General features: G+C 69.0%; 36 protein-coding genes. 19 read left to right on the top strand and 17 right to left on the bottom strand.

Going from position 1 to position 25,076, the window contains the following annotated elements:
* Positions 1-348 precede the first annotated feature (348 nt).
* Entirely contained in the window at positions 349-1,359 is a 1,011-nt protein-coding gene (adhP, locus tag Q0Z83_RS20470) for an alcohol dehydrogenase AdhP (RefSeq protein ID WP_317795564.1), read from the bottom strand.
* Positions 1,360-1,824: 465 nt separating this feature from the next.
* On the opposite strand from adhP, the gene Q0Z83_RS20465 reads away from it, so the two are divergent.
* The 11 genes from Q0Z83_RS20465 (at position 1,825) to Q0Z83_RS20415 (ending at position 9,315) form a co-directional block, all read left to right on the top strand.
* Positions 1,825-2,550, top strand: coding sequence for a ferritin-like domain-containing protein (locus tag Q0Z83_RS20465; RefSeq protein WP_317795563.1), 726 nt, complete (start codon positions 1,825-1,827; stop codon positions 2,548-2,550).
* Between the two features lie 180 nt (positions 2,551-2,730).
* On the top strand, positions 2,731-2,973 hold the full coding sequence (locus Q0Z83_RS20460; protein ID WP_317795562.1) for a hypothetical protein: 243 nt from the start codon (positions 2,731-2,733) through the stop codon (positions 2,971-2,973).
* Between the two features lie 96 nt (positions 2,974-3,069).
* Entirely contained in the window at positions 3,070-4,311 is a 1,242-nt protein-coding gene (gene sqr / locus Q0Z83_RS20455; RefSeq protein ID WP_317795561.1) for a type III sulfide quinone reductase, selenoprotein subtype, read from the top strand.
* 5 nt (positions 4,312-4,316) lie between these two features.
* Positions 4,317-4,631, top strand: coding sequence for a TusE/DsrC/DsvC family sulfur relay protein (locus Q0Z83_RS20450; RefSeq protein WP_317795560.1), 315 nt, complete (start codon positions 4,317-4,319; stop codon positions 4,629-4,631).
* Positions 4,632-4,644: 13 nt separating this feature from the next.
* Positions 4,645-5,157 (top strand): DsrE/DsrF/DrsH-like family protein, encoded by a 513-nt coding sequence (locus Q0Z83_RS20445; protein ID WP_317795559.1) that lies wholly within the window; start codon positions 4,645-4,647, stop codon positions 5,155-5,157.
* Between the two features lie 13 nt (positions 5,158-5,170).
* On the top strand, positions 5,171-5,572 hold the full coding sequence (locus tag Q0Z83_RS20440; RefSeq protein WP_317795558.1) for an OsmC family protein: 402 nt from the start codon (positions 5,171-5,173) through the stop codon (positions 5,570-5,572).
* A gap of 25 nt (positions 5,573-5,597) precedes the next feature.
* Positions 5,598-6,290, top strand: coding sequence for a response regulator transcription factor (locus Q0Z83_RS20435; RefSeq protein ID WP_317795557.1), 693 nt, complete (start codon positions 5,598-5,600; stop codon positions 6,288-6,290).
* Positions 6,280-7,671 carry a sensor histidine kinase gene (locus tag Q0Z83_RS20430; protein ID WP_317795556.1) on the top strand — a complete coding sequence of 464 codons (1,392 nt, stop codon included), beginning with the start codon at positions 6,280-6,282 and terminating at the stop codon, positions 7,669-7,671. Before Q0Z83_RS20435 ends, Q0Z83_RS20430 begins: the two co-directional genes overlap by 11 nt.
* Positions 7,637-7,819 (top strand): hypothetical protein, encoded by a 183-nt coding sequence (locus tag Q0Z83_RS20425; RefSeq protein ID WP_378079289.1) that lies wholly within the window; start codon positions 7,637-7,639, stop codon positions 7,817-7,819. Before Q0Z83_RS20430 ends, Q0Z83_RS20425 begins: the two co-directional genes overlap by 35 nt.
* A gap of 61 nt (positions 7,820-7,880) precedes the next feature.
* Positions 7,881-8,603: an alpha/beta hydrolase fold domain-containing protein gene (locus Q0Z83_RS20420; RefSeq protein WP_317797105.1), complete on the top strand. Its 723-nt coding sequence runs from the start codon at positions 7,881-7,883 to the stop codon at positions 8,601-8,603.
* A gap of 88 nt (positions 8,604-8,691) precedes the next feature.
* Positions 8,692-9,315, top strand: a complete 624-nt coding sequence (locus Q0Z83_RS20415; protein ID WP_317795555.1) for a carbonic anhydrase — start codon at positions 8,692-8,694, stop codon at positions 9,313-9,315.
* 33 nt (positions 9,316-9,348) lie between these two features.
* Here Q0Z83_RS20415 and Q0Z83_RS20410 read toward each other — a convergent pair whose 3' ends face one another.
* Positions 9,349-10,443 carry a sensor histidine kinase gene (locus Q0Z83_RS20410; RefSeq protein WP_317795554.1) on the bottom strand — a complete coding sequence of 365 codons (1,095 nt, stop codon included), beginning with the start codon at positions 10,441-10,443 and terminating at the stop codon, positions 9,349-9,351.
* Positions 10,440-11,099 carry a response regulator transcription factor gene (locus Q0Z83_RS20405; protein ID WP_317795553.1) on the bottom strand — a complete coding sequence of 220 codons (660 nt, stop codon included), beginning with the start codon at positions 11,097-11,099 and terminating at the stop codon, positions 10,440-10,442. The genes Q0Z83_RS20410 and Q0Z83_RS20405 overlap by 4 nt, the downstream gene beginning before the upstream one ends.
* 170 nt (positions 11,100-11,269) lie before the next feature.
* Here Q0Z83_RS20405 and Q0Z83_RS20400 point away from each other — a divergent pair, with 170 nt between their 5' ends.
* Positions 11,270-12,136 (top strand): S1 family peptidase, encoded by an 867-nt coding sequence (locus Q0Z83_RS20400; protein WP_317795552.1) that lies wholly within the window; start codon positions 11,270-11,272, stop codon positions 12,134-12,136.
* A gap of 12 nt (positions 12,137-12,148) precedes the next feature.
* Here Q0Z83_RS20400 and Q0Z83_RS20395 read toward each other — a convergent pair whose 3' ends face one another.
* The 5 genes from Q0Z83_RS20395 to Q0Z83_RS20375 all read right to left on the bottom strand — a co-directional run bounded on the left by Q0Z83_RS20395 (position 12,149) and on the right by Q0Z83_RS20375 (position 15,300).
* Positions 12,149-12,430 carry a hypothetical protein gene (locus Q0Z83_RS20395; RefSeq protein WP_317795551.1) on the bottom strand — a complete coding sequence of 94 codons (282 nt, stop codon included), beginning with the start codon at positions 12,428-12,430 and terminating at the stop codon, positions 12,149-12,151.
* 75 nt (positions 12,431-12,505) lie between these two features.
* Positions 12,506-12,826 (bottom strand): hypothetical protein, encoded by a 321-nt coding sequence (locus Q0Z83_RS20390; protein WP_317795550.1) that lies wholly within the window; start codon positions 12,824-12,826, stop codon positions 12,506-12,508.
* A 607-nt stretch (positions 12,827-13,433) separates the two neighbouring features.
* On the bottom strand, positions 13,434-14,435 hold the full coding sequence (locus tag Q0Z83_RS20385) for a diacylglycerol/lipid kinase family protein (protein WP_317795549.1): 1,002 nt from the start codon (positions 14,433-14,435) through the stop codon (positions 13,434-13,436).
* Between the two features lie 431 nt (positions 14,436-14,866).
* Positions 14,867-15,040: a hypothetical protein gene (locus Q0Z83_RS20380; protein WP_317795548.1), complete on the bottom strand. Its 174-nt coding sequence runs from the start codon at positions 15,038-15,040 to the stop codon at positions 14,867-14,869.
* Positions 15,041-15,126: 86 nt separating this feature from the next.
* On the bottom strand, positions 15,127-15,300 hold the full coding sequence (locus tag Q0Z83_RS20375; RefSeq protein ID WP_317795547.1) for a CsbD family protein: 174 nt from the start codon (positions 15,298-15,300) through the stop codon (positions 15,127-15,129).
* A 252-nt stretch (positions 15,301-15,552) separates the two neighbouring features.
* Between Q0Z83_RS20375 and Q0Z83_RS20370 the strand changes: the two genes are divergently transcribed.
* From Q0Z83_RS20370 to Q0Z83_RS20360, 3 genes are read left to right on the top strand one after another with little or no spacing between them, the layout of a single operon-like run.
* Entirely contained in the window at positions 15,553-15,867 is a 315-nt protein-coding gene (locus Q0Z83_RS20370; RefSeq protein ID WP_317795546.1) for a PAS domain-containing protein, read from the top strand.
* Positions 15,864-16,172 (top strand): PP2C family protein-serine/threonine phosphatase, encoded by a 309-nt coding sequence (locus Q0Z83_RS20365; RefSeq protein WP_317795545.1) that lies wholly within the window; start codon positions 15,864-15,866, stop codon positions 16,170-16,172. The genes Q0Z83_RS20370 and Q0Z83_RS20365 overlap by 4 nt, the downstream gene beginning before the upstream one ends.
* Complete coding sequence (locus tag Q0Z83_RS20360) at positions 16,156-16,383, top strand: SpoIIE family protein phosphatase (protein ID WP_317795544.1); 228 nt, start codon at positions 16,156-16,158, stop codon at positions 16,381-16,383. The genes Q0Z83_RS20365 and Q0Z83_RS20360 overlap by 17 nt, the downstream gene beginning before the upstream one ends.
* Positions 16,384-16,391: 8 nt before the next feature.
* On the opposite strand, the gene Q0Z83_RS20355 is transcribed toward Q0Z83_RS20360, so the two are convergent.
* The gene (locus Q0Z83_RS20355) at positions 16,392-16,625 is read right to left on the bottom strand and encodes a hypothetical protein (RefSeq protein ID WP_317795543.1); all 234 of its coding nucleotides are present in this window, start codon (positions 16,623-16,625) and stop codon (positions 16,392-16,394) included.
* A 256-nt stretch (positions 16,626-16,881) separates the two neighbouring features.
* On the opposite strand from Q0Z83_RS20355, the gene Q0Z83_RS20350 reads away from it, so the two are divergent.
* Entirely contained in the window at positions 16,882-17,886 is a 1,005-nt protein-coding gene (locus tag Q0Z83_RS20350; protein ID WP_317795542.1) for an ATP-binding protein, read from the top strand.
* A gap of 51 nt (positions 17,887-17,937) precedes the next feature.
* Here Q0Z83_RS20350 and Q0Z83_RS20345 read toward each other — a convergent pair whose 3' ends face one another.
* Positions 17,938-18,714, bottom strand: a complete 777-nt coding sequence (locus tag Q0Z83_RS20345; protein ID WP_317795541.1) for a SigB/SigF/SigG family RNA polymerase sigma factor — start codon at positions 18,712-18,714, stop codon at positions 17,938-17,940.
* Positions 18,715-19,020: 306 nt separating this feature from the next.
* Here Q0Z83_RS20345 and Q0Z83_RS20340 point away from each other — a divergent pair, with 306 nt between their 5' ends.
* Complete coding sequence (locus Q0Z83_RS20340) at positions 19,021-19,764, top strand: GAF and ANTAR domain-containing protein (RefSeq protein WP_317795540.1); 744 nt, start codon at positions 19,021-19,023, stop codon at positions 19,762-19,764.
* Positions 19,765-19,770: 6 nt separating this feature from the next.
* Here the strand turns inward: Q0Z83_RS20340 and Q0Z83_RS20335 are convergent, their stop codons facing one another.
* The 5 genes from Q0Z83_RS20335 to Q0Z83_RS20315 all read right to left on the bottom strand — a co-directional run bounded on the left by Q0Z83_RS20335 (position 19,771) and on the right by Q0Z83_RS20315 (position 21,489).
* Positions 19,771-20,055 carry a hypothetical protein gene (locus Q0Z83_RS20335; protein WP_317795539.1) on the bottom strand — a complete coding sequence of 95 codons (285 nt, stop codon included), beginning with the start codon at positions 20,053-20,055 and terminating at the stop codon, positions 19,771-19,773.
* A 149-nt stretch (positions 20,056-20,204) separates the two neighbouring features.
* Positions 20,205-20,453, bottom strand: coding sequence for a cold-shock protein (locus Q0Z83_RS20330; protein WP_317795538.1), 249 nt, complete (start codon positions 20,451-20,453; stop codon positions 20,205-20,207).
* A gap of 312 nt (positions 20,454-20,765) precedes the next feature.
* The gene (locus tag Q0Z83_RS20325) at positions 20,766-20,966 is read right to left on the bottom strand and encodes a hypothetical protein (RefSeq protein ID WP_317795537.1); all 201 of its coding nucleotides are present in this window, start codon (positions 20,964-20,966) and stop codon (positions 20,766-20,768) included.
* A gap of 59 nt (positions 20,967-21,025) precedes the next feature.
* Positions 21,026-21,367 carry an ATP-binding protein gene (locus Q0Z83_RS20320; protein ID WP_317795536.1) on the bottom strand — a complete coding sequence of 114 codons (342 nt, stop codon included), beginning with the start codon at positions 21,365-21,367 and terminating at the stop codon, positions 21,026-21,028.
* Entirely contained in the window at positions 21,364-21,489 is a 126-nt protein-coding gene (locus tag Q0Z83_RS20315) for a hypothetical protein (RefSeq protein WP_317795535.1), read from the bottom strand. The genes Q0Z83_RS20320 and Q0Z83_RS20315 overlap by 4 nt, the downstream gene beginning before the upstream one ends.
* A 195-nt stretch (positions 21,490-21,684) precedes the next feature.
* Between Q0Z83_RS20315 and Q0Z83_RS20310 the strand changes: the two genes are divergently transcribed.
* Positions 21,685-22,212, top strand: a complete 528-nt coding sequence (locus tag Q0Z83_RS20310) for a chemotaxis protein CheB (RefSeq protein WP_317795534.1) — start codon at positions 21,685-21,687, stop codon at positions 22,210-22,212.
* A gap of 275 nt (positions 22,213-22,487) precedes the next feature.
* Here the strand turns inward: Q0Z83_RS20310 and Q0Z83_RS20305 are convergent, their stop codons facing one another.
* Positions 22,488-22,883, bottom strand: a complete 396-nt coding sequence (locus Q0Z83_RS20305; protein WP_317795533.1) for a hypothetical protein — start codon at positions 22,881-22,883, stop codon at positions 22,488-22,490.
* A gap of 182 nt (positions 22,884-23,065) precedes the next feature.
* Between Q0Z83_RS20305 and Q0Z83_RS20300 the strand changes: the two genes are divergently transcribed.
* Positions 23,066-24,748, top strand: a complete 1,683-nt coding sequence (locus Q0Z83_RS20300; RefSeq protein WP_317795532.1) for a PAS domain-containing sensor histidine kinase — start codon at positions 23,066-23,068, stop codon at positions 24,746-24,748.
* A gap of 23 nt (positions 24,749-24,771) precedes the next feature.
* On the opposite strand, the gene Q0Z83_RS20295 is transcribed toward Q0Z83_RS20300, so the two are convergent.
* On the bottom strand, positions 24,772-25,032 hold the full coding sequence (locus tag Q0Z83_RS20295; RefSeq protein ID WP_317795531.1) for a hypothetical protein: 261 nt from the start codon (positions 25,030-25,032) through the stop codon (positions 24,772-24,774).
* Positions 25,033-25,076: the final 44 nt, after the last annotated feature.

Here is a 25,076-nt window from a genome sequence, read left to right as displayed (position 1 = left end):
GAACGCCGCGAGGAGGAGGGCCTCAACCGCACCGAGTTTCGCTACGGGCCGGCGCAGCGCTCGATCGATGACAGACCGCCTCCCGGTCGGCACGCTCGCGGAGGTCCAGAGAGCCGAGATTCACCACTTCGTCAGCCTGTACGCGTGATCGCCGACGAAGAACACGATTGCTGCGTCCGTTTCCACCAGTGCGGCCACGCTCACCTCTCCGCTCTGCCTCGAGGGTCTGCCGGGACACGGACGCGCCCCACACGGCCAGGCGCGGCGCCGCCCGGTCCGGTCCCGGCTGCCGGGTGTGGCCGGGACCTCCGGGTGTGGGTGCGCGTTCTCGTGGGCTTTGAGGAGGTGTTACGGGATGAGTACCAGGCGGGCGGGGACGCGGCCGGCCAGGACGTCGTCGATGGCCTGGTTGACGTCGGTCAGAGGGCGGGGTTCGTAGAAGACCCGGGTGCGGCCGGCGGCGTGCAGCCGGAACACTTCGGCGAGGTCCGCGCGGGTGCCGACGATCGATCCGATGATCCGGATGCCCTTGAGTACGGTCTGGAAGATCGGCAGCGTCATCGCGTTGTCCTTGGGCAGTGACACCAGCACGAGGCGTCCGCCGCGGCGTAGCGAGGCGTGGGCCTGTTCCAGGACCTTGGGGCTGGCGGCGAGGACCACGGCGACGTCGGCGCCGCCGAGGGCTTCGATGGCGGTGACCGGGTCGGTGGTGGCGGCGTTGACGGTGTGGGCGGCGCCGAGTTGCTTGGCCAGGGCCAGTTTCTCCTCGGTGACGTCGACGGCGATGGTCTGGCCGCCGAAGATCTGGGCGTACTGCTGGGCGAGGTGGCCCAGGCCGCCGATGCCGAAGATCGCGACGCGGTCGCCGGGGGTGACGCCGCCGACTTTGACGGCTTTGTAGGTGGTGACGCCGGCGCAGGTCAGGGGTGCGGCCTCGGCGGGGTCGATGCCGGCGGGCACGGCGACGGCGTAGTTCGCGTCGGCGACGAGGTACTCGGCGAAGCCGCCGTCGATCGTGTAGCCGGTGTTCTGCTGCGACTCGCACAGTGTCTCCCAGCCGGTGATGCAGTAGTCGCAGGTGCCGCAGGCGTGACCCAGCCACGGGATGGCGACCCGGTCACCGACGGCGTGCAGGGTGACACCGGCGCCGACCTTCGTCACGATGCCGACGCCTTCGTGGCCCGGGATGAACGGCGGAGTGGGCTTGACCGGCCAGTCGCCTTGGGCGGCGTGGATGTCGGTGTGGCACAACCCGCTGGCCTCGATGTGGACCTGGATCTGGCCCTCGTCCGGCTCGGGAACCGGCACGTCCTTGACCTCGAGAGGCTGCTCGAAACTCGTTACGATCGCGGCACGCATGTCTGTCCCCTTTCGATTGATCCCCTTCTTGCAGCGTGGCCCGATCCGGCAGCGGCGATCAGGGCCGACAGTCCCGCAGCCCGGAGGCCTTGTGCCCCGGCACCGAACAGGCTGACGGACAACAGTCGGCCGTACTCGGCCGGGTCGATAGTGGCCAACACGGTGCCGGCCGGAGAGCCGGTGGCGAACGCGGTGAAGGCGGCTACCTCGTTCGTCGGAGGCCTCGACGAACGAGTGCGCCATGGTATCGGCGGTGGTGCTGCGCTCGTCATGAGCCGAAGCCGGCATCCGGCGGGGCCGCCGGAGATGATGCGGGCGGGGGACTGACGGGCCCGGACGGCGGAGACGAGCCCTGGCCGGCCCCGGGCGCCCTGATTCCACCTCTCCATGCCGTCTGCACACCGGTTGCATGTGTTCGCCATGCCGGCGAGTCACGGTGAGGGCATCAGATCCGAAGGAGGAGTCATGAAGACCATCACCCGCCGGACGGCGACGATTCTGACGGCCGGTGCGCTCGGCCTGGGTGGACTGGCTGTCGCGGGTCCTGCGCTGGCCGGTGTCGGCCCGTTCGCCGGGCCGGGAAGCGCGGCCGCCGCGGAGGGCATCGGCCTCGGTTACGGCATGGGATCCGGCTATGGCATGGGTTCCGGGTACGGGATGGGCCGCGGCTCCGGCATGGGATCCGGGTACGGCATGGGTTCCGGATACGGTGGCGGCACCTGCATGGGCGTCGCCGTGACCGCCGAGAAGGGCACCCTCACCTCCGCGCAGAAGACGACGCTGGCGTCGATGGCGCAGGAGGAGAAGCTGGCCCATGATCTGTATGCGGCGTTCGTGGCCCGTCACGACGTGGTCGTCTTCGACCACATCGCCGCCGCGGAGACCCGGCACCTGACCGCTGTACGGACGCTGCTGCAGCGGTACGGTGTGACCGACCCGACCGCTGACCAGCCGGCCGGCACCTTCACGGACAAGACCGTGCAGGCCACCTACGACAAGCTGCTGGCGCAGGGAAGCCGGAGCCTGGCGGGGGCGCTGGCCGCCGGACAGCAGGTCGAACGCGACGACATCGCCGCCCTGAAGGCCGCCCTGAGCGGGCTGGCCGCCCCGGACGCCAAGCAGGTTTACAGCAACCTGCGGGCAGCCTCCGAGCGGCACTTGATCGCCTTCACTCGCTGGGCGGACCGATAGCAGACGACGCTGCCGCTGCTGAGGCGACCCGGCCCCAGCCGCGGCAGAACGGAGCAGCAGAGGCCCTCGACGACCTGCCGGCGATGACGGGGTGCTGGCCCTGGTGGCTATCCGGACGACGAGTCGTTCGGCCTCGGCGCGGTCATCGGTGAACTTGTCGAGCGTGGCGTCCCGGTCACCGTGCTCTGCTTCACCCACGGCGAGGCGCCCACCCTGCACGGTGCCCACGGCGTCGGCAAGGTACTCGGCGATGTCCCGGCGTGGGTCGATCACCACGGCGCGGCGGGTGTCTCCCGGGCGCTCGACCGCGCCGGGCTCAAGATCATCTCCAGTGGGCTGCAACAATGCATGACCGCCGGCGAGGGCGAGGACCAGAGCGCCAACCTGGAACGAATGGAAAAGCTGTTCCTGTCGCCGGCCTGACCCGAGGTCCCGTCCCGGACGGGACCTCGGCCCCTACGGCCACCCGACCCCCGCGAATACCGTGGGGGGTATCAGAGGGTGGCGGAGGTGGCGGCGATGCGCAGGCTTCTGGTAGTGGGTGCCGGCACGGCGGGCACGATGGTGGTCAACAAGCTGCGCCACCGTCTGGCCCCCGACCAATGGCTGATCAGCGTGGTCGAGCCCAGCGACACGCACTTCTACCAGCCTGGCTACCTGTTCCTGCCGTTCGGCGCTTATACACCCGAGCAGGTGACCCGGCCGACCCGCCCGCTGATCACCGACGGTGTCGACCTGGTGTACGGCGAAGTCGACCGGGTGGCCGCTGACCGGAATCGCGTGCTGCTGACCGACGGCCGAGAACTGCCCTACGACTACCTGGTGATCGCCACCGGGGTGACCCCACGGCCGGACCAGACTCCGGGGATGCTCGACGGCGGGCAGTGGCGTGAGCGCATCTTCGACTTCTACACCTACGACGGAGCCCTCGCCCTGGCCAGGGCCCTCGACCGGTTCGAGGGCGGCCGGCTGGTCGTGCACATCACCGACGTGCCGATCAAGTGCCCGGTCGCGCCGCTGGAGTTCGCCTTCCTCGCCGACGCGTACTTCCGCCGGCGCGGCATACGCGATCGGGTTGAACTGGTCTACGCGACGCCGCTGCCGGGAGCGTTCACCAAGCCTGTCGCGTCCGCACGTCTCGGCTCGATGCTTGATGATCGGAAGATCGCCGTCGAGGCCGACTTCCTGGCCGAGCGGATCGACGGCACCACCCTCGTCTCGTACGACGAGCGTGAGATCCCGTTCGACCTGCTGGTCACGGTGCCGCTGAACATGGGCGCCGACTACGTGGCCCGGTCCGGGCTGGGCAACGAACTCAACCTCGTCCCGGTGGACCGGCACACCATGCTGGCCAAGGGCCACGACGACATCTTCGCCCTCGGCGACGCCAACGACATCCCGACATCCAAGGCCGGCTCGGTCGCCCATTTCGCCGTCGAGGTGTTCATCGACAACTTCCTCGAGTACGCCGCCGGCCGGCCGATGACCGGATCGTTCGACGGACACGCCAACTGCTTCGTCGAGTCCGGTGACGGCAGGGCCCTGCTCATCGACTTCAACTACGACACCGAGCCGCTGCCGGGCAGCTACCCGGTGCCGACGCTCGGCCCGTTCCGGCTGCTCGACGAGGCCGCCGTCAACCACTGGGGCAAGCTCGCGTTCCGCTGGATGTACTGGCACGTCCTGCTCCCCGGCCGGCCGATCCCGCTACCGGCGCACATGTCGATGGCCGGCAAGAACATCCCGACACCCCAGGAGTGACCACCATGCCCGTCACCACCATCGCAGGCCGCGACATCCACGTCGACGACGAAGGTTTCCTGACCACGTACGACGAATGGGACCCCGACCTGGCAGAGCAACTCGCCGCGCAGATCGGCATCGAGCTGACCGACGCGCACCGCAAGGCCATCGACTTCCTGCGCGCCGACTACGCCACCCAGGGCGAGACCGCGAACCTGCGCCGCGTCAGCACCCTCGGCGGCATCCCCACCAAGGAACTGTTCACGCTCTTCCCCAAAAAGCCGGCCAAGAAGATGGCCTACATCGCCGGCCTGCCCAAACCGCACGGCTGCGTCTGAACGGAGACTCGCCATGACAACCCCAGCAGCGCCGATGATCGTCCCCGACTTCGGCGACGAGTCCACCACCGGCCGCAAGCTCGCCATCATCTGCTCCAAGGGCACCCTCGACATGGCCTACCCCGGCCTCATCCTGGCCAACGCCGCCCTCGGCGAAGGCGTCGAGACCCACCTGTTCTTCACCTTCTGGGGCTTCGACATCATCACGAAGTCGCGGATGGCCGACCTGAAATTCACCCCACTCGGCAACACCGCCACCCACCTGCCCCAGGGCCTCGGCGGCCTGCCCGGCATCACCGCGATGGCCACCCACCAGATGCGCAAGCAGATCGCCGAGGTCGGCGTGCCCGAGATCCCCGAATTCCTCGAACAGATCGTCGCCTCCGGCGGCCACCTGTGGGCCTGCCGGATGTCCGCCGACATGATGCACCTGACCAAGGACGACCTCTACAAAGAGGTCGAGGACATCATCAACGCCGCCGACTTCATCGAGAAGACCGACGGCGCCCAGCTTCTCTTCATCTGACCCGGAGGCGGACATGACCAGCGGGCACGTCGACGTCGGCCACCTCGACGGCGACACCTACCAGATCCGGGTACGCGGCCACCACCTCACCGTCGACCAACCGGCCGACGCCGGAGGCACCGACAAGGCACCCACCCCGACCGAACTGTTCGCCGCGTCCCTCGCCGCCTGCGTGGCCTTCTACGCCGGCCGGTACCTTCACCGGCACGGCTACGACCGGACCGGGCTACGCGTGCGAGCCGAATTCGACATGGCCACCGACCGGCCCGCCCGAGTCACCGCCATCCGGGTCACCGTCCAACCACCCGCGGGCTTTCCCGCCGAGCGCCTCCCGGCGCTGACCGCCGTGGCCGGGCACTGCACCGTCCACAACACCCTCACCCACCCACCCGCCGTCACCGTCACCGTCGAGTAGCCGAGACGTCAGGAGGACACCAGCCATGCCCGGTTCGGTCCTCGTGGTCGAGGACGACCGCGAACTACGCGACGTGGTACGCCGCTACCTCGAACGAGCCGGGCACACCGTGCACACCACCGGCTCCGGCGCCGAGGCGCTGAGCCTGCTGGAGACCGGAGGCCTGGACCTGGTCGTCCTCGATCTGAGCCTGCCCGATGTGGACGGCCTCGACGTGCTGGCCGCCGCCCGCCAGGGCGACGAGGTGCCGGTGGTGGTGCTGACCGCACGCAGCCAGGTCGAGGACCGCATCGACGGGCTACGCCGCGGCGCCGACGACTACGTCACCAAACCGTTCAGCCCCACCGAACTCGTCCTGCGTGTCCAGGCCGTCCTACACCGCACCCACAGCGCCGCCGCCGAGCCGAACGCGACAACCTACGGCGGTGGGCGGCTACGCATCGACGGCACTCGGCACGAGACGTCGCTCGACGGCACCGTGCTGGAACTGACCCCGACCGAATGGGGGCTGCTGGCCGTTCTGGCGGCCACGCCCGGCCGGGTCTTCTCCCGATACGAGCTGGTCAACCGGGTCCGCGGCTACGAGTTCACCGGTTATGAACGCACCATCGACTCCCATGTGAGGAACCTGCGCCGCAAACTCGGCGACCCCGGCAGCGAGATCGTCCAAACCGTCCTCGGCGTCGGATACCGCCTCGGGTGGTCCCATGACCGCTGACCGATGGTTCCGCAGCCCGCTCGGGCGACGCCTGTTCGCCGCGTTTCTCTTCGTCGCGCTGTCCTCCGTCGCCGTCCTCACCGCCGCCGCGCTGGTCGGCACCGCCCGCGGCCTGACCAGCGCCCAGCAGGGCGACCGTGAGCAGGCCGCCGCACGTACGGCCGAAGCCGCAGCCGTCGCCTACCAGCACGCCGACGGCTGGAACGGCGCCGACCTCGATGCCGCGTCCGCGACCGCCGGCGCTGCCGGTGCCCGGTTGATCGTGCTCGACCGCTCCGCCCGCATGGTGTGGCCGGGCCGAGGCATGGGAGCGGGCATGGCGACGATGCACAGCGACAGCACGACGGGCGCGGTCGTGCAGGCATCCGTCGTGGTCGGCGGACAGAACGTGGGCAGCGTCCGGCTCGTCTTCACCACCGCGGTCACCGGCGGCTCGGCGGTCGCCTGGTCCTGGGTTCTCGGCGCCGCCGCGTTCGCCCTGCTCACCGCCCTGGCCGCGGCGGGCTACGTGACCCGACGACTGGCCCGCCCGCTGCAGGCCCTCACCGTCGCCGCCCGCCGGTTCGCCGCCGGCCAACCGGGCGCCCGCGCCGGCATCGACGGTCCTGGCGAACTCGGGGAGCTCGCCCGCGCCTTCGACACCATGGCCGACGATCTGGTCCACGCCGATCAGGTCCGACGCAGCCTCGCCGCCGACGTCGCCCACGAACTGCGTACCCCGTTGGCCGCGCTGCAGGCGGGCCTCGAGGAACTCCGCGACGGCCTGCGCGACCCGGACACCGAACGTCTCGCCGCCCTGCATGACCAGACGCTACGCCTGGGCCGGGTCGTGCAGGACCTCGCCGACCTGTCCGCCGCCGAGTCCGCAGCCCTGTCCCTGCACCGCACCGACGCCGATCTGGCAGACATCGCCCGCACAGCGTTGGCCGCCTACCGGACGCCACTGGACGCGGCCGGGCTGCACGTCCGCACAGACCTCGCGGTCACCCTGCCGGTGTGGGCCGACCCGGACCGGCTGCACCAGGCCGTCACCAACCTGCTCGCCAACGCCGCACGCTATTGCCGGCCCGGCGATCACCTCACCATCCGCGGGCATCCCGAGCACGACAACGCCGTCCTGGAGATCGCCGATACCGGCCCCGGGATCCCCGCCGACGACCTCCCGCACGTCTTCCAACGGCTCTGGCGTGGCTGCCACGCCCGGTCGATCGTCGGATCCGGGATCGGCCTGGCCGTGGTCCGCGAACTGGTCACCGCCCACGGCGGAACCGTCTCGGCCGCCTCACCGCCCGCAGGCGGGACGGCCATCACCATCCGGCTCCCGCTAGCCGAGCCGGGGCACGCCCCTGACGACTGTCGCACAGCGGTACAAGGACCGTAACCGGGTCGAACGGGCCTTCCATCGGCTCGAGCAGTTCCGGGCTGTCGCGACCAGGTACGACAAGCTCAAAGACCGTTACGAGGCAACGGTAACCGTCGCCTCGATCATGATTTGGCTCCGCGCCAAACCGGACCGGAGCCAACCGTGATCCGTCAGATGCGCTCTAATTCCAGTGGGTCAAGCAGGCTGAGCAGCGGTGTGACCGGGTCCTGGTCGACCCCGGACTGATCTCCAACATCTACGAGGTCTGGGAGGCGTCCGGCTTCACTCACGGCGCCGACCGGATCCATCGGCAGCTGCGCCGCGAGGGCATCACGGTCGTCTCAGTCGAGTATCGCCTGGCCCCGGAAGCGCTGTATCCGGCGGCCCTGGACGACGCGTTCGCATCGTGGGAGTGGATGTCGGCGAATGCCGCCGCTCTCGGTGTGGATCCGGCGCGGATCGCGGCCGGCGGCGAGAGTGCGGGCGGCGGCATCGCCGCGAGCCTGGTGCAGCGGCTGCACGACGCGGGCGGTCGGCAGCCCGTCGCGCAGTGGCTGTTCGCGCCGATGCTCGACGACCGGACGGCGGGTCGGACGGAACTCGACGAACTGGACCACTTCGTCTGGAACAACAACTCCAACCGGTTCGGCTGGAGTTCCTACCTCGGCCGGCCCGCCGGCGCCGCGGAGGTGCCCGCGTATGCGGTGCCGGCCCGTCGCTCGGACCTGACCGGGCTCGCGCCGGCGTGGTTGTACACCGGCGACATCGAGCTCTTCCACGACGAGATCGTGGAGTACGCCGCCCGGCTGCGGGATGCGGGCGTGGACACCGTCCTGACGATCGTGCCCGGTGGTGCGCACGGCTTCGAGAATTGGGCCGCGACCACGGAACTGGCGACGTCGCTGCTGGCCGACGCGCGGGCCTGGCTCGGTGACGCGCTGCGCGGCTGACGGCCGGATCCGTTGTGTGGCCGGTGTCGGAGCGTCCAACAGCCGGTATCCGGCGGCGGTACGGGCGCCGTCGGCTTAGGTTGGTCGCATGTCTGATCTTGGCCAGTCCACGCCTGCTGAGGCGTACGCCATGCTGCTGGACGGCAACTCACGCTTCGTGCGTGGCGAGCGTCTGCATCCCCACCAGGACGCTGATCGCCGCGCGCAGTCGGCGCCGGGGCAGCGCCCGTTCGCGGTGCTGTTCGGTTGTTCGGACTCGCGCCTCGCCGCGGAGATCATCTTCGACCGTGGGCTGGGTGACCTGTTCGTGGTGCGTACCGCCGGGCATGTCGCCGGGGCGGAGGTGCTGGGCAGCATCGAGTACGGCGTCACCGTGCTGGGCGCGCCTCTGGTCGTCGTGTTGGGTCATGACTCCTGCGGCGCTGTCATCGAGGCCGCGGCGGCCGAACGCGGGGGCACGGCGCCGGCGGGCTACCTCGGAGACGTGGTCGAACGCGTCATGCCCAGCGTGCTCGCCGCGCGGGCCAAAGGACTCACCGACATCGACCAGTTCGTCGACGAACACATCCGGCGTACCGTCGCGGGGCTGGTGGAGCGCTCGCAGTCGTTGGCCGCGCGGGTGGCGGCCGGCCGGTGCGCCGTCGTCGGCCTGTCCTATCGGCTGGCCGAGGGAACGGTCCACTCCGTGGCGCAGTACGGGCTACCGGCGTGAACGGCGCACGCCGGTCGGAAGGTGCCCGCTGCGTCAGTCGCGTAGTGGGCCGGTCGGCAGCGAGACCTCGACACGCAGGCCGTCCTGACCGGTCGAGGAGGCGGTGATCAGCCCGTCGTGGGCCTGGGTGATGGACCGGGCGATCGCCAACCCGAGTCCTGCGCCGCCGCTGTGGTCGACGCGGGTGCCCGACCCGCGTCGGAAGGGCTCGAACAGGCTCGACACGATCTCGGACGGTACGTCGTCGCCGGTGTTGACGACGATCAGGGCGGGGTCGTCGCCGACGCGGACGTCGATGGTTCCGTCGCGCCGGTTGTATTTCACGGCGTTCTGCACGAGGTTGGTGACCAGCCGTTCCAGCAGCACCTGTTCGCCGAACACGGTCCGGGGCTGCAGGTCGCTGGTGATCGTCACTCCGGCTTTGGCCGCGCTCTTGCGGTGCGCGTCGAGTACGGCGGCGGTGATCAGGTCGAGGCGTATCGGCATCCGGCCGGCCAGGCCGCGGTCGCTCTCGGCGAGGACGAGCAGCCCTTCGACGAGGCGTTCGTTGCGCTCGTTGGTGCTCAGCAACTGCTCGGTGAGCAGGTCGAGCTGGTCGGCGGTGAGTTCGTCGGCCATGCTGACCTCGATCAGGGTCCGCTGAACCGCGAGCGGGGTCCGCAACTCGTGTGACGCGTTCGCGGCGAATCGGCGCTGGGCCTCGTAACCGACGGCGATCCGGTCCATCATGCTGTCGATCGCCCGGCCCAGCACGGCGAGCTCGCCGGAGCCGGAGCCGAGGCGCAGCCGGTGGCCGAGGTTCTGCGGCCCGGCGTCGCTGATCGCCGCCACCATGTCACGCAGCGGCCGGAGGCACCAGCGCATCGCCGGATAACACGCGGCCAGCATGACGGCGAGCACCATCGCGGAGACGAGCAGCACGGGGACGCTCGGCCACCGGTAGACGAGCGTGCACACCGTCGAGGTCTGCTCGGTGGGTACGAAGGTGACATCCATCGTGCACCAGGAGGGGCCGAGCTCCCGCCACATGTTGAAGGCCAGATCGACGGCCCGTGGCCGAAGCTGGGCCACGACGAGAACGATCGCGCAGAGCGCGAGGATCCGCCGCGCCGGAGAACGGCCGCTCACGAGCCGAGCCGGTAGCCGACCCGGCGCACGGTGTGGATCGGGGACGGTTCGCCGAGCTTGCGGCGCAGCGTCATGACCGTCATCCGTACCGTGTTGGTGAGCGGGTCCGCGTGTTCGTCCCAGGCCTGCTCCAGCAGTTCCTCGGTGCTGACGACCCGGCCGGCGGCGCGCATCAGAACGTGCAGGACGGCGAACTCCTTAGCCGACAGGGCGAGCGTCGTCCCGCCCCGGGTCACGGTGTGTCGGGTGCTGTCCAGCACGATTCCCGCCTGCTGCAGCACGGGTGGCAACGCCGGTCCGGAACGCCGGGCCAGCGCCTGTACGCGGGCGGCGAGCTCGGCGAAGGCGAACGGTTTGGTCAGGTAGTCGTCCGCGCCCAGGCCGAGCCCGTCGATCCGGTCGCGGATACCGGCCGCTGCGGTGAGCATCAGGATCTTGGTGCCGTCGGGGGACCCGGCGACTTCCCGGCACACCTCGTCGCCGGTGCGGCCCGGCATGTCCCGGTCGAGGACGGCGACGTCGTAGCGGTTCACGCTGAGGCGCTCGGAGGCGCTGTCACCGTCGTAGACCACGTCGACGGCCATCGACAACCTGCGAAGACCGTTGGCGACCGTGTCGGCCAGCAACTGCTCGTCATCCGCCACCAACACCCGCATGGCGAGTCCCTCCGTCTCCGCACCGATCCGCTCAGGTTCGCACGGCGATTGTCAGCGACCGATAAAGGCGCCACTGATGCTCCCTTGACGCAGTCACCGCGATTCTGGTCGGCACCTCGACCGACGTACGGATGGATCTCGTGTTCAGGTTTATCAGGATTCTCGTTGCCGTGCTGGTGCTGTCCGTGACCGCTGTGCCGCTGTCGCCCCGCCCGGCGCGGGCCATCGCCAACGGCGCGGACGTCGCGGTGGGCGAGTACCGGTTCTCGGTGCTGCTCACCATGACCGGTCTGCCCGTGGCCACGGGTGGCACGCGCGACAGCTGGTGTTCCGGCGCGCTGATCGCACCGACCTGGGTCATCACCGCGGGCCACTGCTTCCGCGACACCGAGGGGCGGCGGGTGAGCCGGACCGTGGCGAAGGTGACCACCGCCGTCGTGGGGCGCGCCGACCTGAACGGCCGGGACGGTCAGGAGGCCGAGGTGATCAACGCGGTTCAGGCGGACGGGGCCGACGTCGCGTTGGCCGAGCTGAGCCGACCGATCGCCGGTGTCACACCGATCCAGGTGTCCACGGAGCCGCCTGCCCCGGGTGATGTGCTGCGGTTGACCGGGTACGGGTTGACCAGCGACGTCGACGGCTCCGAACCGGCGACCCGGTTGCAGACCGGGCAGTTCACCGTCGACAGCGTCGGTGACTCGCTCATCGAGACCTCGGGACGCGCCCCACAGGCCGACACCAGCCCGTGCCCGCACGACTCCGGCGGCCCGTACTTCACGCAGAAGCGCGATGGAAGCCCGCTCCTGGCGGCTGTGGTGAGCTCGGGTCCGCCGTGCCCGCACACCGGTCCGGACCTCAGCGCCCGCGTCGACAACCTCGCCGGCTGGATCGCCGCCACCATGGCCTCGCCGCCCGGCCGCATCGGGGAAACCGGACTGCAGCTGACCGTGGTCGGCCTGGGCGTGGCGGTGCTCGTGACGATGGTTCTGGTGCTGCGACGCCGCCGTCGAGGCGCTCTCGAACGGGCCAGGCACTGAGGGCGCTGTCGGTCAGGCCCGGCGGGTCCCGGCGCGCCGGAGCGCGACAACGAAAAGCACGACGCCGAGGATGGCGGGAATCCCGATGAGCGCGACCGTCTCCAGCTGACCGTTCAGGTCACTCTCGAGGTACGGCTCTTCCTCCAGGACCAGGGTGTACAGCAGGAAGCCGCTGAGGACCACCAGGGCGGCGGCCACACCGAGCAACGTCCGCTGCCGAGACACCCGGACACCCCAGATGATCAGGGCGCCGACGGCGACGACGACGGCAAGATGCCACCACTGGAGCACCATGAGCTTTCCACCTCAGCATCTCTCGAACCGATCGATGCGCCACCCTAACAACGTCGAGCACGCTCGCGTTCCGGGTCACGAGCGAAAGCGCTGGGCGCTCCGATCGTCGCCGGTGAGCGTCTGGCAGGCGTGAAGGACGCGCTGCGGGACGTCCCCGGCAGGCATGCATATATATGGCTTTCGCTCCTGCTTCATCAAATCAAGGGAATGTCGTGCGAAGATTGCCGGCCATGGTGAGGCCGGCGGCACCAGCACGGCGGACAGCTCGATCAACAGCCTCGCCGGGAAACCGGCCGAGGGCGTCACCCGCTCCACCGAGCGGGTCCGTTCGTTGCGCTTCGACGGCACGGGAACCGTGGTCAGCGGTGTCGACGGCACCGTCAACGTCTTCGACACCCGGCGCGGTCTGACCGTGTCCGTCTGGGCCAAGCCGGACGCCGCAGCTCCCCTGGTTCCCTGATCAATCAGGCGAACAAGGCGTCGTGGACTGGAGGCCGGACTTCTGGCCGTATAGGCAAAGTCTCCATGTCCCGGCCGGAGATCGGTGATACCTGATCTCTTCCCGCAAGAAGGGAAGTGCTGTAGGCCGCCGCTGGAGGTTGACCCGACGGCCCCCAGGACGGCCTCCCGGCGGGCCCGGAGCTCGCCCGGCACGACAGCCGGGGAACAGGGATACTGCTGTTCACCCGTACGGGCGCTCACTGTTGCTTCAAGGCGGAATTTCGTACGGTCGAGGCGCGGCTGCGGGATCGTCAGGCGACCGGAGGGAAAGCGGTACCCCTCTCCCGGAAGTGGTGGTTCTGCAACAGCAACGGACGCCGCCGTCCCGTCGAGGGCGGACCGGAGTCGTGCGGTTGATCGTCCGGCCGCCCGATCGTGGTCGACGTACCGGATTCCGGTTGCTTCCGGCGCGGCAAGGCCGCGGTGTCACCCTCGTCCGGTCCGGAGACGTCGGGAGCCGGTGTGGTGACGGTTTCGTTGATGTCGTCAGGTTCGCGAGAGCTCACGCTGAACGCCTGCTCTCCGCCGAAGCGGGCGGCCCGTTCGCATGCTCGGTGGCGGCGTCGGCGTCGACACTGAGGTCGGGGTGGCAGGCCGGCTCGGGAACGCACAACCAGAGCGCTCGCGGCAGGACCCCGACGGCCAGCCGGTCACTGCTGCGGATGAGGTCGCCGTCGAGTTGACGAGGCTGGGGGCGGTTGCTGATCACCTCTATCCGGCTGCCGCGGAACACCTCGAGGGCGGGCACCCGCTCGCTGCGCCGGATCAGCGCCCATCCCAGCGCTATCCAGGTGCCCAGGGTGTTCGGCGTAAGGACGGCGATATCCAGGACGCCGTCGTCCGGCTGCGCCTCGTTCAGCAGTCTCAGCCCGCCCTGCAGACGGCCGACGTTGGCGATGAGCACCGAACGGGCACGCCGGCGCATCGGTGCGCCGCCGTCGATGCGGAGAATGACCCGCATCGGCCGGTCCTTGAGATGCTTCATCGCGCCGAGCACGTACGCCGGCCAACCGATGTGCTTCTTCGCGCAGTCCGACGTGGCGTCGAGCATGTCCGCGTCGAATCCCATACCCGCCATCACGGCGAAGTGCCGGCCGTCGACAGTGCCGACGTCTATGTGCCGCAGGCCTCCACCCACCGCGACCGCGAGACCGGTGGCCAGATCGGTGGACAGCCCCAGGTTCGCCGCGAGCAGGTTGCCGGTGCCCGCGGGCAGGACGGCCAGCGACACGTCGGTGCCGGTGAGCGCCGACACCGCGGACATGACGGTTCCGTCACCACCGCAGACGAACACCACCTGCGCGCCCGACTCGACGGCGGCTCGCGCCTGACCGAGACCGGGATCGTCCTCGGTCGTCTCGAACCATTGTGCTGCCGGCCAGCCGGCCTCTGCCAGCGTGCGGTCGACGGTGCCACGCAGCTCGTCCATGTCGTCGATCTTGGCCGGGTTGACGACGACCGCCGATCGGGGCGCCGGGCTGGTGCGGGTGGTCGTCATCGTCATCGAGGTGGCTCACTTTCATCGAGGGTGATCTCGTCCCGTTCGGCCTCCGGGGATTCACGATCCGAGAGGGGTTCGCCGACATGCGGATGGGCGGCAGCGCAGAGGCCGCGGCGTCCGGACGGCCCGCGGCCGAGGCGGACAAGGCCTCGAAGGCGGCAAGACAGATCCGGGCAAGCAATTCCAGGCCGGCCGGCTATACGGTCGATGAGATGCCGGACCGTCCCTTCCTGGCGCACATGCCGAGGGCCGGGGCGGCATGAGCCGTACGGATCCGCTCCCGGGTGCCACGGTGGCCTGTCCTCGAACTTCCATGACCGGTCTCGGGCAGTACCCTCATGCCGGCGAGCTGAGCGGTGCGGATGAGCCTCTGACTGAGGTACGGCGGCGCAATGGTCGGTGGACGGTGAACACGGCAACGGTGGCGATTTCTGTCACGCGGTCGGGTCGTCCGCCAGTTGCGCCGGGTCGAGACGGAGCATGGCGAGCAGTCCACCGTGCCGATCCAGGTCGATACGGTCCGGTAGCTCGCGGTCGACGAATTCGGCCCGGCCGTGCTGACCGCGTTCTCGGAGAGCGGCCAGCACGGCCGCCTTCGCGATGATCATGTCTTCTCCCGGATCAGTCGTCGGCCACGAACAACGCCGGGGCCGGCTCCGTCAGCGGATGCCGGCCCCGGCGAGGCGTACGATGATCACTTCTTGAAAGCGTCCTTGATCTTCTCGCCGGCCTGCTTGATGTTCGCGGACTTCTGGTCGGCCTTGCCCTCGGCCTGGAGGTCCTTGTCGTCGGTAGCCTCGCCGATGTCCTGCTTCACCTTGCCGGCGGTTTCTTGCGCGGTGTTCTCGATTTTGTCGTCGAGCCCCATGACGGTCCTCTCCCGCGTTCGCACGGACCTCGTCTGCTGACGACATCTCGTGGAACGGCGGTGCTGCCACCCGGATGCCCACGCCGGGCGATACGAAACACTTCGCCGGCCTTCGATCTGCTGGTCCGGCCGGGGCACAGCCCGGGAGGCGGTGCCGGCCGGCCTAATCGCGCAGGTGACGCGAGGTCTGCCGTGCGAGACTCGGTGGGTGAAGCAGTCAGTACGCCGCGTCGCCGATCGCGCCGGCGCCTAGTGTGGCCGCTGCCTCGCTGGTCACGTCCGGCAGACCGGCCCGCGGGCCGGCCGGATTCGGCGCCGGCCTCCTCACCGGGGCTGGCAGAGGACGATCTCGACGACTTCTACGACAACGCCCCGTGTGGTTTCGTCCCCACTCTGCCGGACGGCACGATCGTCAAGGTCAACGCCACACTGCTCACCTGGCTGGGGTACGGCGACGTCGATTTGGTCGGCCGCCGGCGTTTCGCAGATCTGCTCACGACCGGTAGCACTCTCTACCACGAGACGCACTGTGAGCCACTGCTGCGGCTGCGGAACGAGGTCAAATGACCACGGCGTCGCTCTATCACATGGCCTCTCCCGACGAGGTCGGTGGAGACTTCTACGATCTTTTCCCGCTCTCCGGAGACAGATGGGGATTCTTTCTCGGCGACGTCCGCGGGAAGGGGGTGGCCGCCGCGGCGGTGACCGCTACCGCGCGGTACACGTTGCGGGCCGCGGCCGTCTACGACAGCGACCCCGTCACCGTGCTGCGCAACCTCAACACTGTCGTCTACCAGGACTACGCAGCGCCGGAGCACCGGCATTGCACCTATATCGCTGGAGGTGGGCGACACCATGAACCGTTACAGTGACGGACTGACCGAGGCCCAGATCAGGGCGGGTAGGCGTTACGGCGATCGGGCGCTGCTGGAGTTCGTGCGCGATCTGCGCCCGGCCTGCGCGGCGGCGGCCGTCGACGCTCTCGCCGGGCTGCTCACCACGTTCGCCGAGGTGGACGATGACGTCGCGGTGATCGCCCTGACCGCTGGCGAGGGAACGCCGCGAGCGGTGTGTACGCAGTGACGCCGGTCTCAGCCCGCGGCGGCCTGTGGCTTCACTTCCTGCCACTCCTTGTTCGTGCCCCGCCACGCGTCGGCGACGATCAGCGCCGACCCACGCCCCGGGCACTCCTGCACACGGTAGCGCCCCGTCGACCCACCCATCTGGACGAGTACGTCCCACTGAGTGCCGTCACTGCGGATGTAGACGTCGCGCCGGAAGCGGGCTGTACTGCTGCCGTTCCACCAGTGCTGCTGAACCATCATCCGCCGACCCTACAGGCGGCCGGCCGCCTGCAGGGTGGCCGTGGACCGTCGATACCGCCCATGCAGCGGTCGTCGGCGGATCGGAGTAGTCAACAGCCGCTGGGGTACCCGTATAACAGGATCCGTCAGATGATCGCGCTTCGCCGGAGCGTGACAGCAGCGGTGGCGAGGCGCACCGGATCACCGCGCCTTAGAGCACCGGAAAGTTGCCGACCATGACCAGTCTCGCCCCTACCGCAGCGCCAACGGGCCGGGAATGACCGTGGCCCACGGAACCGGGCCGCTCGCGACGCGGTTCGTGCACGAGGCCGTGATCATCGAGACCGACCGCGACCTGGACATGCTGGCGGCGGAGCTGACTCGGGCGGTGAAACTCGACGACGGGGTTCTGGTGGTCGTCGGTGAACGTACCCGCGCGATGCTGGCCGGCCTCGCCGGGGACCTTTCCGATGCGGTCTGCTGGGGCGCCCAGGACGGGTTCTACCAGCGGCTCGGATTCACCTACGAGCGGTTCCGCCGCTATCTCTCCGACGAGCATCGGTCGGGACGCCGGGCGCATGTGATCGCCGAACCCGATCTGACCCGCGGTGTGGACGCCGGTCTGCGGGCCGATCGGGTCGCCGCCTACCTGGAGTACGAGGCGATCTGCAACCGCACGTACGCGCTGGGCGCTTCCACCGTCACCTGCGTCTGGGACTGCCGCGACCACCCGGCCACGGTGATCGACCACGTCCGGGCGACACACCCTTACCTGGTCACCCCCGCCGGCCGTACGCCGTCATCAGGTTATCTCCACCCGGAGCGCTACCTGGCTGACCGCCACCACGTGCCGATGCGGACACCACCGGCAGACGTCGATCACGATGTCTGCGTCAGCGAGGTAGCGGAGCTCAGTGGACTGCGTGGGGCCATGGGCGGCTGGGCGACGGAGTATCGATTCGTCGCAGAGGCGCGAGAGGACCTGGTGATGGCGGTGGTCGAGGTCGCTACCAACGGGTTGCATCATGGGGGACCACCGGTCCGGGTTCGTGCCTGGCATCACGGCGGCACGCTCCTGGTGCAGTGCGACGATGCCGGCGCGCGTCCGATTCCCGTGGACGCGGGCTACCTACGGCCTGATCCGGTCGCCGCGGTCGCTGGTGGACGCGGGTTGTGGCTGGCCCGGCAGTTGGCCGACGTGGTCGAGGTGCGTTCGGAACCGGGCCGGACGTCGGTCCGGCTGCATTTTCCACGAGAGACCGTGCCGGTCCCATCGCCGTGACGCCCCCCCGTCGATGACGAGAACCGACGAATGCCGCCGTTGAGAAGGTGGTCAGACGTGGTCGGTGTCGAGCTGCTGCCGAAGCTTGGTCAGTGCCCCGGCGAGCAGCCGTGACACGTGCATCTGGGAGACGCCGATCTGCTCGGCGATCTGCTGCTGGGTAAGGTTTCCATAGAAGCGCAGGCTCACGATCTTCTGCTCGCGTTCGGCGAGGCCGGCCAATGCGGGTCCCAGCGCGATGCGCAGCTCGGCGAGGTCGTAGCCGGCGTCCTCGCCACCGAGGGTGTCGCCGAGTTCGGTGCCCCCCTCGGTGATCGGTGTGGACAGGCTCGTCGAGTTGTAGGCGCGGGCGCCTTCGAGGCCTTCGATGACGTCGTCCTGGCTGATGCCCAGGTGCCCGGCGATGTCGGCAACGGTGGGAGAACGGCCCAAGGTGTGGCCCAGCGTGCTGTTGGCGCCGGTGATGGCCAGCCGCAGCTCCTGCAGCCGGCGGGGGACGCGTACCGACCAGGTCTTGTCCCGGAAGTGCCGTTTGAGCTCACCGACGATCGTGGGGATCGCGAACCCGACGAAGTCGACACCACGGGCGGCATCGAATCGGTCGACAGCCTGGATCAAGCCCAGGACAGCGACCTGGCAGAGGTCGTCGCGCGGTTCGCCCCGGTTGGCGTAGCGGCTCGACAGGCGGCGGGCGAGCGGCAGCCACGCCTTGACGACCTGGTCGCGCACGCCGGGCCGGGACGGGTGGTCGGCGGGAAGTGCCGCCATTGCGGCGATCAACTCGTTGGCTCGATCGGTGCTGGTCGCAGCATTGGCGATGACGGTCATCCGAGGGCTCCTCGCAGTCGGTCGATGGACCGGCAGAACAGCGAACGAGCACTCCGATGACCGTTGCTTAACCTGTCGCCTCTCCCACTTCCCCCGGAAAGCATGATGTCGAAACCACCTTTCGTAGGCAGATCGTGGTCGTAAAGGGGTTTTGAGTACCGATCGAACGTGTTGGCCTCAGGTGCGTCGGGGCGGCGAGAGGTACGCTCGGTGGTAGCCGGTGATCTTCGCAGACGCCACTGTCCAGGTGGGTCATTGTCGGTGGCACGGACATCGAGGAGCTGCTGCTCCAGGAAGCCGGCGCCCATGACCGTCTCCGACCAGGACCTGATGCCCGCCCTCACCCGGTTGTTCGCGCTGCTGGGCGATACGCCACAGATGGATGATTTCCTGACCCGGGCGGTGCGGCTGGCGGCCGATGTGATCGCCCCGGCAGCGGCCGGCGGGATCACGACCCGGCTTGATCATCATCCGGTCACCGTGGCGGTCAGTGATCCGTTCGCCGCACGTGTCGACGAACTGCAGTACGGCGCGGGGGAGGGGCCGAGTCTGGAGGCCCTGGAGACCGGGCAGGTGCTGCAGATCGACGACATGGCGGCGGAGACGCGCTGGGACCGCTATCGGCCGCACGCGATCGCGCACGGGGTGGCCAGTTCCCTGTCGTTGCCGTTGATCGTCGGGGAGCGCACGGTGGCCGTTCTCAATCTCTACGCCCGCACGAGCGCCGCGTTCGCCGGTCAGGCCCGTCGGCACGGCGAAGCGTTCGCGGCCCAGTGCTCGGCGGCGCTGGCCGTGGCCTGGCGGCTGGCTGATCAGGCGAACCTGCAGCAGCAGCTGATCGAGGCGGTGGCCTCGCGTAGCGTCATCGACCAGGCTCTCGGAATTCTGATGGCCCAGCAGCGGTGCTCCGTGGACGAGGCGTTCGACCTGCTGCGTACGGCGTCACAGCATCGCCACCGCAAACTGCACGACGTGGCCGCCGACATCGTCACCAAGGTCTCCGGCCACCCGGTGGCGCCGGGTGGCTTCTGGCTTCCGCGTGAGCGCTGACAGCGGTCAGGTCGCGGGCTTCTCCGCGTCGTCGAGATCGACGTGGTCGAGTGCACCGGCCACGGTCAGGGCGTATCGGATGAACGGCGCCTGCCATCGTAGAACGAGGACACCGCCGTACGCGTTGACGGTGCAGGCCGCTTGCAGCAAGGTCCGAATGCCGGCAGCGGTATCCGCGTCGAGCTCACCGGCGATCACGACGGAGACGACATTGTTCGCGGTGTCGACCACGTCGACGGTCAAGGCCGCGAGTGGATAGATCCCGTGCGGCGCAACGCGTTCGCTGGACATGAAACCGCCTCCGCCGTGTCCCGAGCGGGCGACCTGCGACAGGTACGACCCAACCAGGCGGCTCAGTCCGAACCGACCACCACCAAACCCGCGAATCGCGCCGTCACACCCTGTGGCACATCGATGCTCGCCGCCTCAGAAAGGACCGCTCAGGATGGTTGGGGAGGGGCACCGGAGGGTCGCGCCGAGCACGGCCGGAGCGGGCGGATGTTGACCGCGTGCATCTCCCGATCGCTGTGAGCGATGTCGAACTCCACCCGCTGATCTTTCTCGATGCCGCTGCTGCCGGAACCCGTGACGGCGGAGAAGTGCGCGAAAACGTCCGTGCCGCCGTCGTCCCGGGTGATCAATCCGAACCCCCGGTCGGCACTGAACCATTTCATGGTCCCGGAGGTCATGATTACTCCTGGTCTTCACGGCGAACGAGAAAGAACATTGCGAGAAAGAAATAAATGCGACGTCAGGCCAACGCTAACACGGGTGGAACGTCCTTCAGGTGCCAGCTTCGACGAACAGAATGACGCGAATTCTGCTCGGTTCCGACCCGTGTGGTGCGGGGTAGGGTGAGTAGTGAGCAAGCCGCCAGGCGGGGCGACCCGGTCGGTGACGCGCCAACCCGTTCGAGGTGGCGCCACGGCGAACACGGTGGGTTAGCGCAGGCACGAGGCGCAAGTCTTCGGTGCGGCGCGGTCCCTGAGTGACCTGGCGGCTCACTGCCGGCCGGGTGAACCGGTGGCCACGGAGATCCGGATTCCCGTGCCCGTCTCCTCGATGGTGAAACCTTCGCCTCGTCCGTCGCCGGGTAGCATCGCGGCATAGAGATCGGCGTTTGAGATGTCCACCGTTCCACCTTCGCGGGCAACCAGAATACTTAGAACAGCACGCAAGTTGACGTCGCTGAGATAGCGCATGGCGGACTCATTCCTGTGAGGGTGGCAATCACGATTTCCGCGGCTACCGAATCCTGAGCCTACTCCGGTGCACCCGGCTCGGCAGGTGCGCCGGTGCCGGCCTCGCCCGCCGCCGGGACGCACAGATCCATGGTCACGGTGACGGTCAATCCGGCCGGGTTGTCGGCCACACGCATGTCGTCGGTCAACTGCCGGGCCAGGAACAGCCCGCGTCCACTCTCGGGGTCGGCGCCGGCGAGCAGGCCGAACTGCCGGAGGTCGCCGGGCAGGCCCGGGCCGCGATCGCTGACGACGCACACCAGCAGCGGGCCGTCACAGTGCAGCCGCACACGCCCCCATCCGCCGCCGTGCCGGATCGTGTCGGTCATCAACTCCTGTACCGCCAGAACGAAATTCGTCACCAGACGGTCGGCGAGGCCGCCCTGACCTGCAATGCGGTTGCCGCGTCCGCGAGTTCACCGGAACGGCGGATCTGTGCCGCGAGATCGCGCCCCGTCGAGGTGCCACGCATCGATCCGGTCACGTCGTCACATCCTTGCTCAAGGCGTTGACGCCGGACTGTACGGGACGTCCTCGCGGCGTACTTTCCTGTTCGAGGGGTGCCCGGGCATCCACGAGGAGTTGCCGGACAACCGGGCAGTGTCGAACACGCACCGCTGCTCACCGCCCGATCGCAGAACCGGGAGTTGTCGATCGTTTGCCGGACGCCTTTGCGGGAATGCTGCACGACCCGGGGGAGAGGCGGACGGCGATGACGCGCCGCGATGTGGTCGTGATAGGTGGGTCCGCGGGCTCTCACAAACCGTTGTTGCAGGTGTTGGCGCGGCTACCCGCTGACCTGCCCGCCGCGTTGCTCATCGTCCTGCACATGGCGTCCGGCGCCCGGATCGGGCCGGCTCGGTCGCTGGCTTCATCGTGTGCGCTTCCGGTGCGGTCCGCGGTCGACGGTGTACGGCTCGATCCCGGGTGCGTCCATGTGGCGGTGCCGGACCGGCACCTGATCGTCGACGAGGGCGACGTGCTGCGGCTCAGCGACGGTCCACGGCAGAATCGGGTGCGCCCGGCAGCGGATGCATTGTTCCGGTCGGCCGCCCGCTGGTGCGGCCCCCGGGTAGTCGGGGTGGTGCTGTCGCGCAGTCTCGACGACGGAGCGGCGGGTCTGGCAGCGATCGTCGCCGTCGGGGGATCGCCTTGGTACAGGATCCCGCGGAGGCCCGGTTTCCCGGTATGCCGAGAGCGGCGCTGAGAGTCGTGCCGGACGCCGTGGCAGCGTCGGCGTTCGACCTTGGAGGGACCGTCGCGGAGATGGCCGGCACGCCGGGAACATCCGCGAGCCGGCCGCCGAAACCCCCCTGATCTGGGAGACCAACATGATCGCGTACGGTGCATCGAGCACGCCCGACCGCGGACAGCCTGTCGCGTTCGGCTGCCCGGATTGCGTGGGCGACATGTAAGTGGTGCGCACCGGTCTGGACATGTGAACAAGTCGGCTGCCTGTTCAACCGCCGATGAGCGCACGCGTCAACCAGGCGGCCCCGGGGCGGTTTCGGCATCGATCTCCCGCTGATCAGCATTCCGGTCCCGGATGTCGGCCAGCCGGTCGCGGGCATCCGCCGTGGAATCCCGCTCGTCGGCGGCGGCGTCGCGTTCATCCGCGACGAGATCGCGATGCTCGGCCCGCCGATCACGGCTGTCGGCCGTCTCGTCCCGCGAGGCCTGCAGGAACTCACGCTGATCGGCGGAAACCTCCCGTGCCTCCACGTCACACAGCCGGCCCTGCAGGTCGATCTCCCGCTGGTCGGCATCGGCGTCTCTGCTGTCGGCCGTCGTCTCGCGGACGCTGATACGGTGCTCGCGCTCATCCAGAGTCCGGCTGCGCTCCTGCCTCTCGGCGCCGTTCCCGGCATCCTCGCTCATGGCGTCACCGTATCCCGGAGCACGCGTCATTCCGAGGCGCGCGGACACCGCCCGGCGCACCGCTCACCGTTCCTCCGTGCTCTGCACCATTTCCGGGTGGTTCACGACATATGCTGATCGGGACCGGAGCATGACCGCCTGGTGAATACGCCACGTTGCCGTGCAGAGGGGGCGGGCACATCGTGACCGAGGCGGCGAAGCCCGAGGCGCTGTCCTCGGTGTTCCCCGACGACCCCCACGAACCCGCGGTCGCCGGGTCCGGCAACCCCGGGTCGTCACGGCGCACGGTCCCCGTAGGTTCGGTATCCGTCGACCAGGGCCTGGCGTTGCGGGCGGTCCTGGACAGTCTTGACGTGGCGGTTCTCGGCTACGACCGTAACGGCCGGGTGATCTTGATGAATCCGGCTGCTCGAGCCCTCGTCGAAGAGGTCGGGGAGCCGACCGGAGCCGACGCCGTGCACACCCGCATGTTGCTCTTCGACACCGCGGGCCGGCAGATGGACGGCGAGCGGCATCCTGTCGCCCGGGCGTTGCGCGGGGAATCCGTGCGCCACGTCGAGGTGTGCGTGCGGACGGCCGACAGCCCGGCCCGGATGTATCTGGCCCAGGGCGGTCCGGTGACCGGAGCCGGGCGGCTCGCCGCGGTCCTGGCCTTTCACGACGTCACGCTGCTGGGCAGGGCTAAACAGCTGAAGGATTGCGTGGCCCGGGTGTCGGCGATCCTCGGTGAGCCCGGACCTGCTGGTCTGATCATCGCGACCGCCGTGCGAATCGTCGGGGTCATGCTCGGCTGGGCCGCCAGCGAGTTCTGGTCCGTCGATCGGGTGGGCCAGGTCATCCAGCGACGTAACCGCTGGCAGGCCGACGACAGTCACTCGGCCGGGCTCGATCGCGTCGGTGATCTCCTCAAAGGCGTGGGTCTCGCCGGTCGCGCCTGGCAGACCAGAAAACCGGTGTGGGTCACCGATCTCGTCACCGATCCGCTCACCGCCGCTCAGACCGAGTGGGGTCCGTTGCGTGCCGCGCTGGCCGTTCCCATTCCCAGCGGCTCGTCGGTGCTCGGCGTCCTGATCTGCTACAGCGACCACGACGAAACGCCCGACGACATGCGTACGGCGATCCACGGCAGCATCGCCGTACACCTCGGGGAATTCCTCGAACGACGCCGGGCCGACGATTCCTCCATCGCACTGGAACACAGCCGCGACGAGTACATCACCCTGGTCGGCCACGAGCTGCGTACTCCTTTGACCGGCATCCAGGCCAACGCTGAGATGCTGCGAGCCGAACCCGACATGCCGGCTGCCGAAAGACAGCAGATGCTCGAGGTGATCCACCGGCGGGCGGAGGAACTCAACAGGCTCGTCGCGACCCTGCTCGACGTTGCCGGCACCAGAGCCGGACACATGTCGCTGCATCGCCGACGCATCGACCTCACCGAGGTCGTCCGAGCCGCTGCCACCGGGGACGACCCGGCCGCCGCCATCGACATCGAAGCCCCGGAAACCCTACCCGTCCACGCCGACCCCGACCGGGTCCGCGCCGCCGTCGACGAACTGCTGCGCAACGCTCGCACCTGGGCACCGAGGGACAGCCGCATCAACGTCACCGTACGCGGGGATCAGCGCACCGCCGTGGTCACGGTCTCCAACACCGGTCCACCGATCCCGGCCGACCAGCATGCTCGTGTCTTCGAGTTGTTCTACCGCAGTGACGAGCTGCGTCACAGCGGAATCCCCGGCGCCGGCCTCGGTCTCACGCTTGCCCGGGCAATCGTCGAACAGCATGGCGGAACCCTGACCCTGAGCGAACCCGATGAGCACACGACGACCTTTACCATTCGTCTGCCCCGCCACTCCGCGTGACAGTGGTGATGCCGGTCTTTTCTCTACAGGTATTGGCCACTCGTCGCGCTGTCCCGACGTGCCACCCGTACTGATACGACGTTGGCCAGGTTGATCAGAACGGCGTTCTCGTCGGTCTCCCGGTTGTATCTTGCGCGGGTGAGGATCAAGCTTCGACGCTCGTCCAACGCTCGGGCGATCGTCTCCACCGCCTCGTCCGGCCCCGGGAAGTCGGTGGTCAGCACGGCCACGTCCTCGCCGCCCACCGGATGGAATCTGATGATCATTTCAGTGTTGTCAGACATGGCGTCTCCTCACGACGTCGCCCGCATACCCGATGTCACCGCCG

It is taken from the genome of Actinoplanes sichuanensis, from assembly GCF_033097365.1.
Classification (GTDB): Bacteria; Actinomycetota; Actinomycetes; order Mycobacteriales; family Micromonosporaceae; genus Actinoplanes; species Actinoplanes sichuanensis.
The sequence above is the reverse complement of the archived record's forward strand: the minus strand, read 5'-3'. Positions and strand labels throughout refer to the sequence as shown.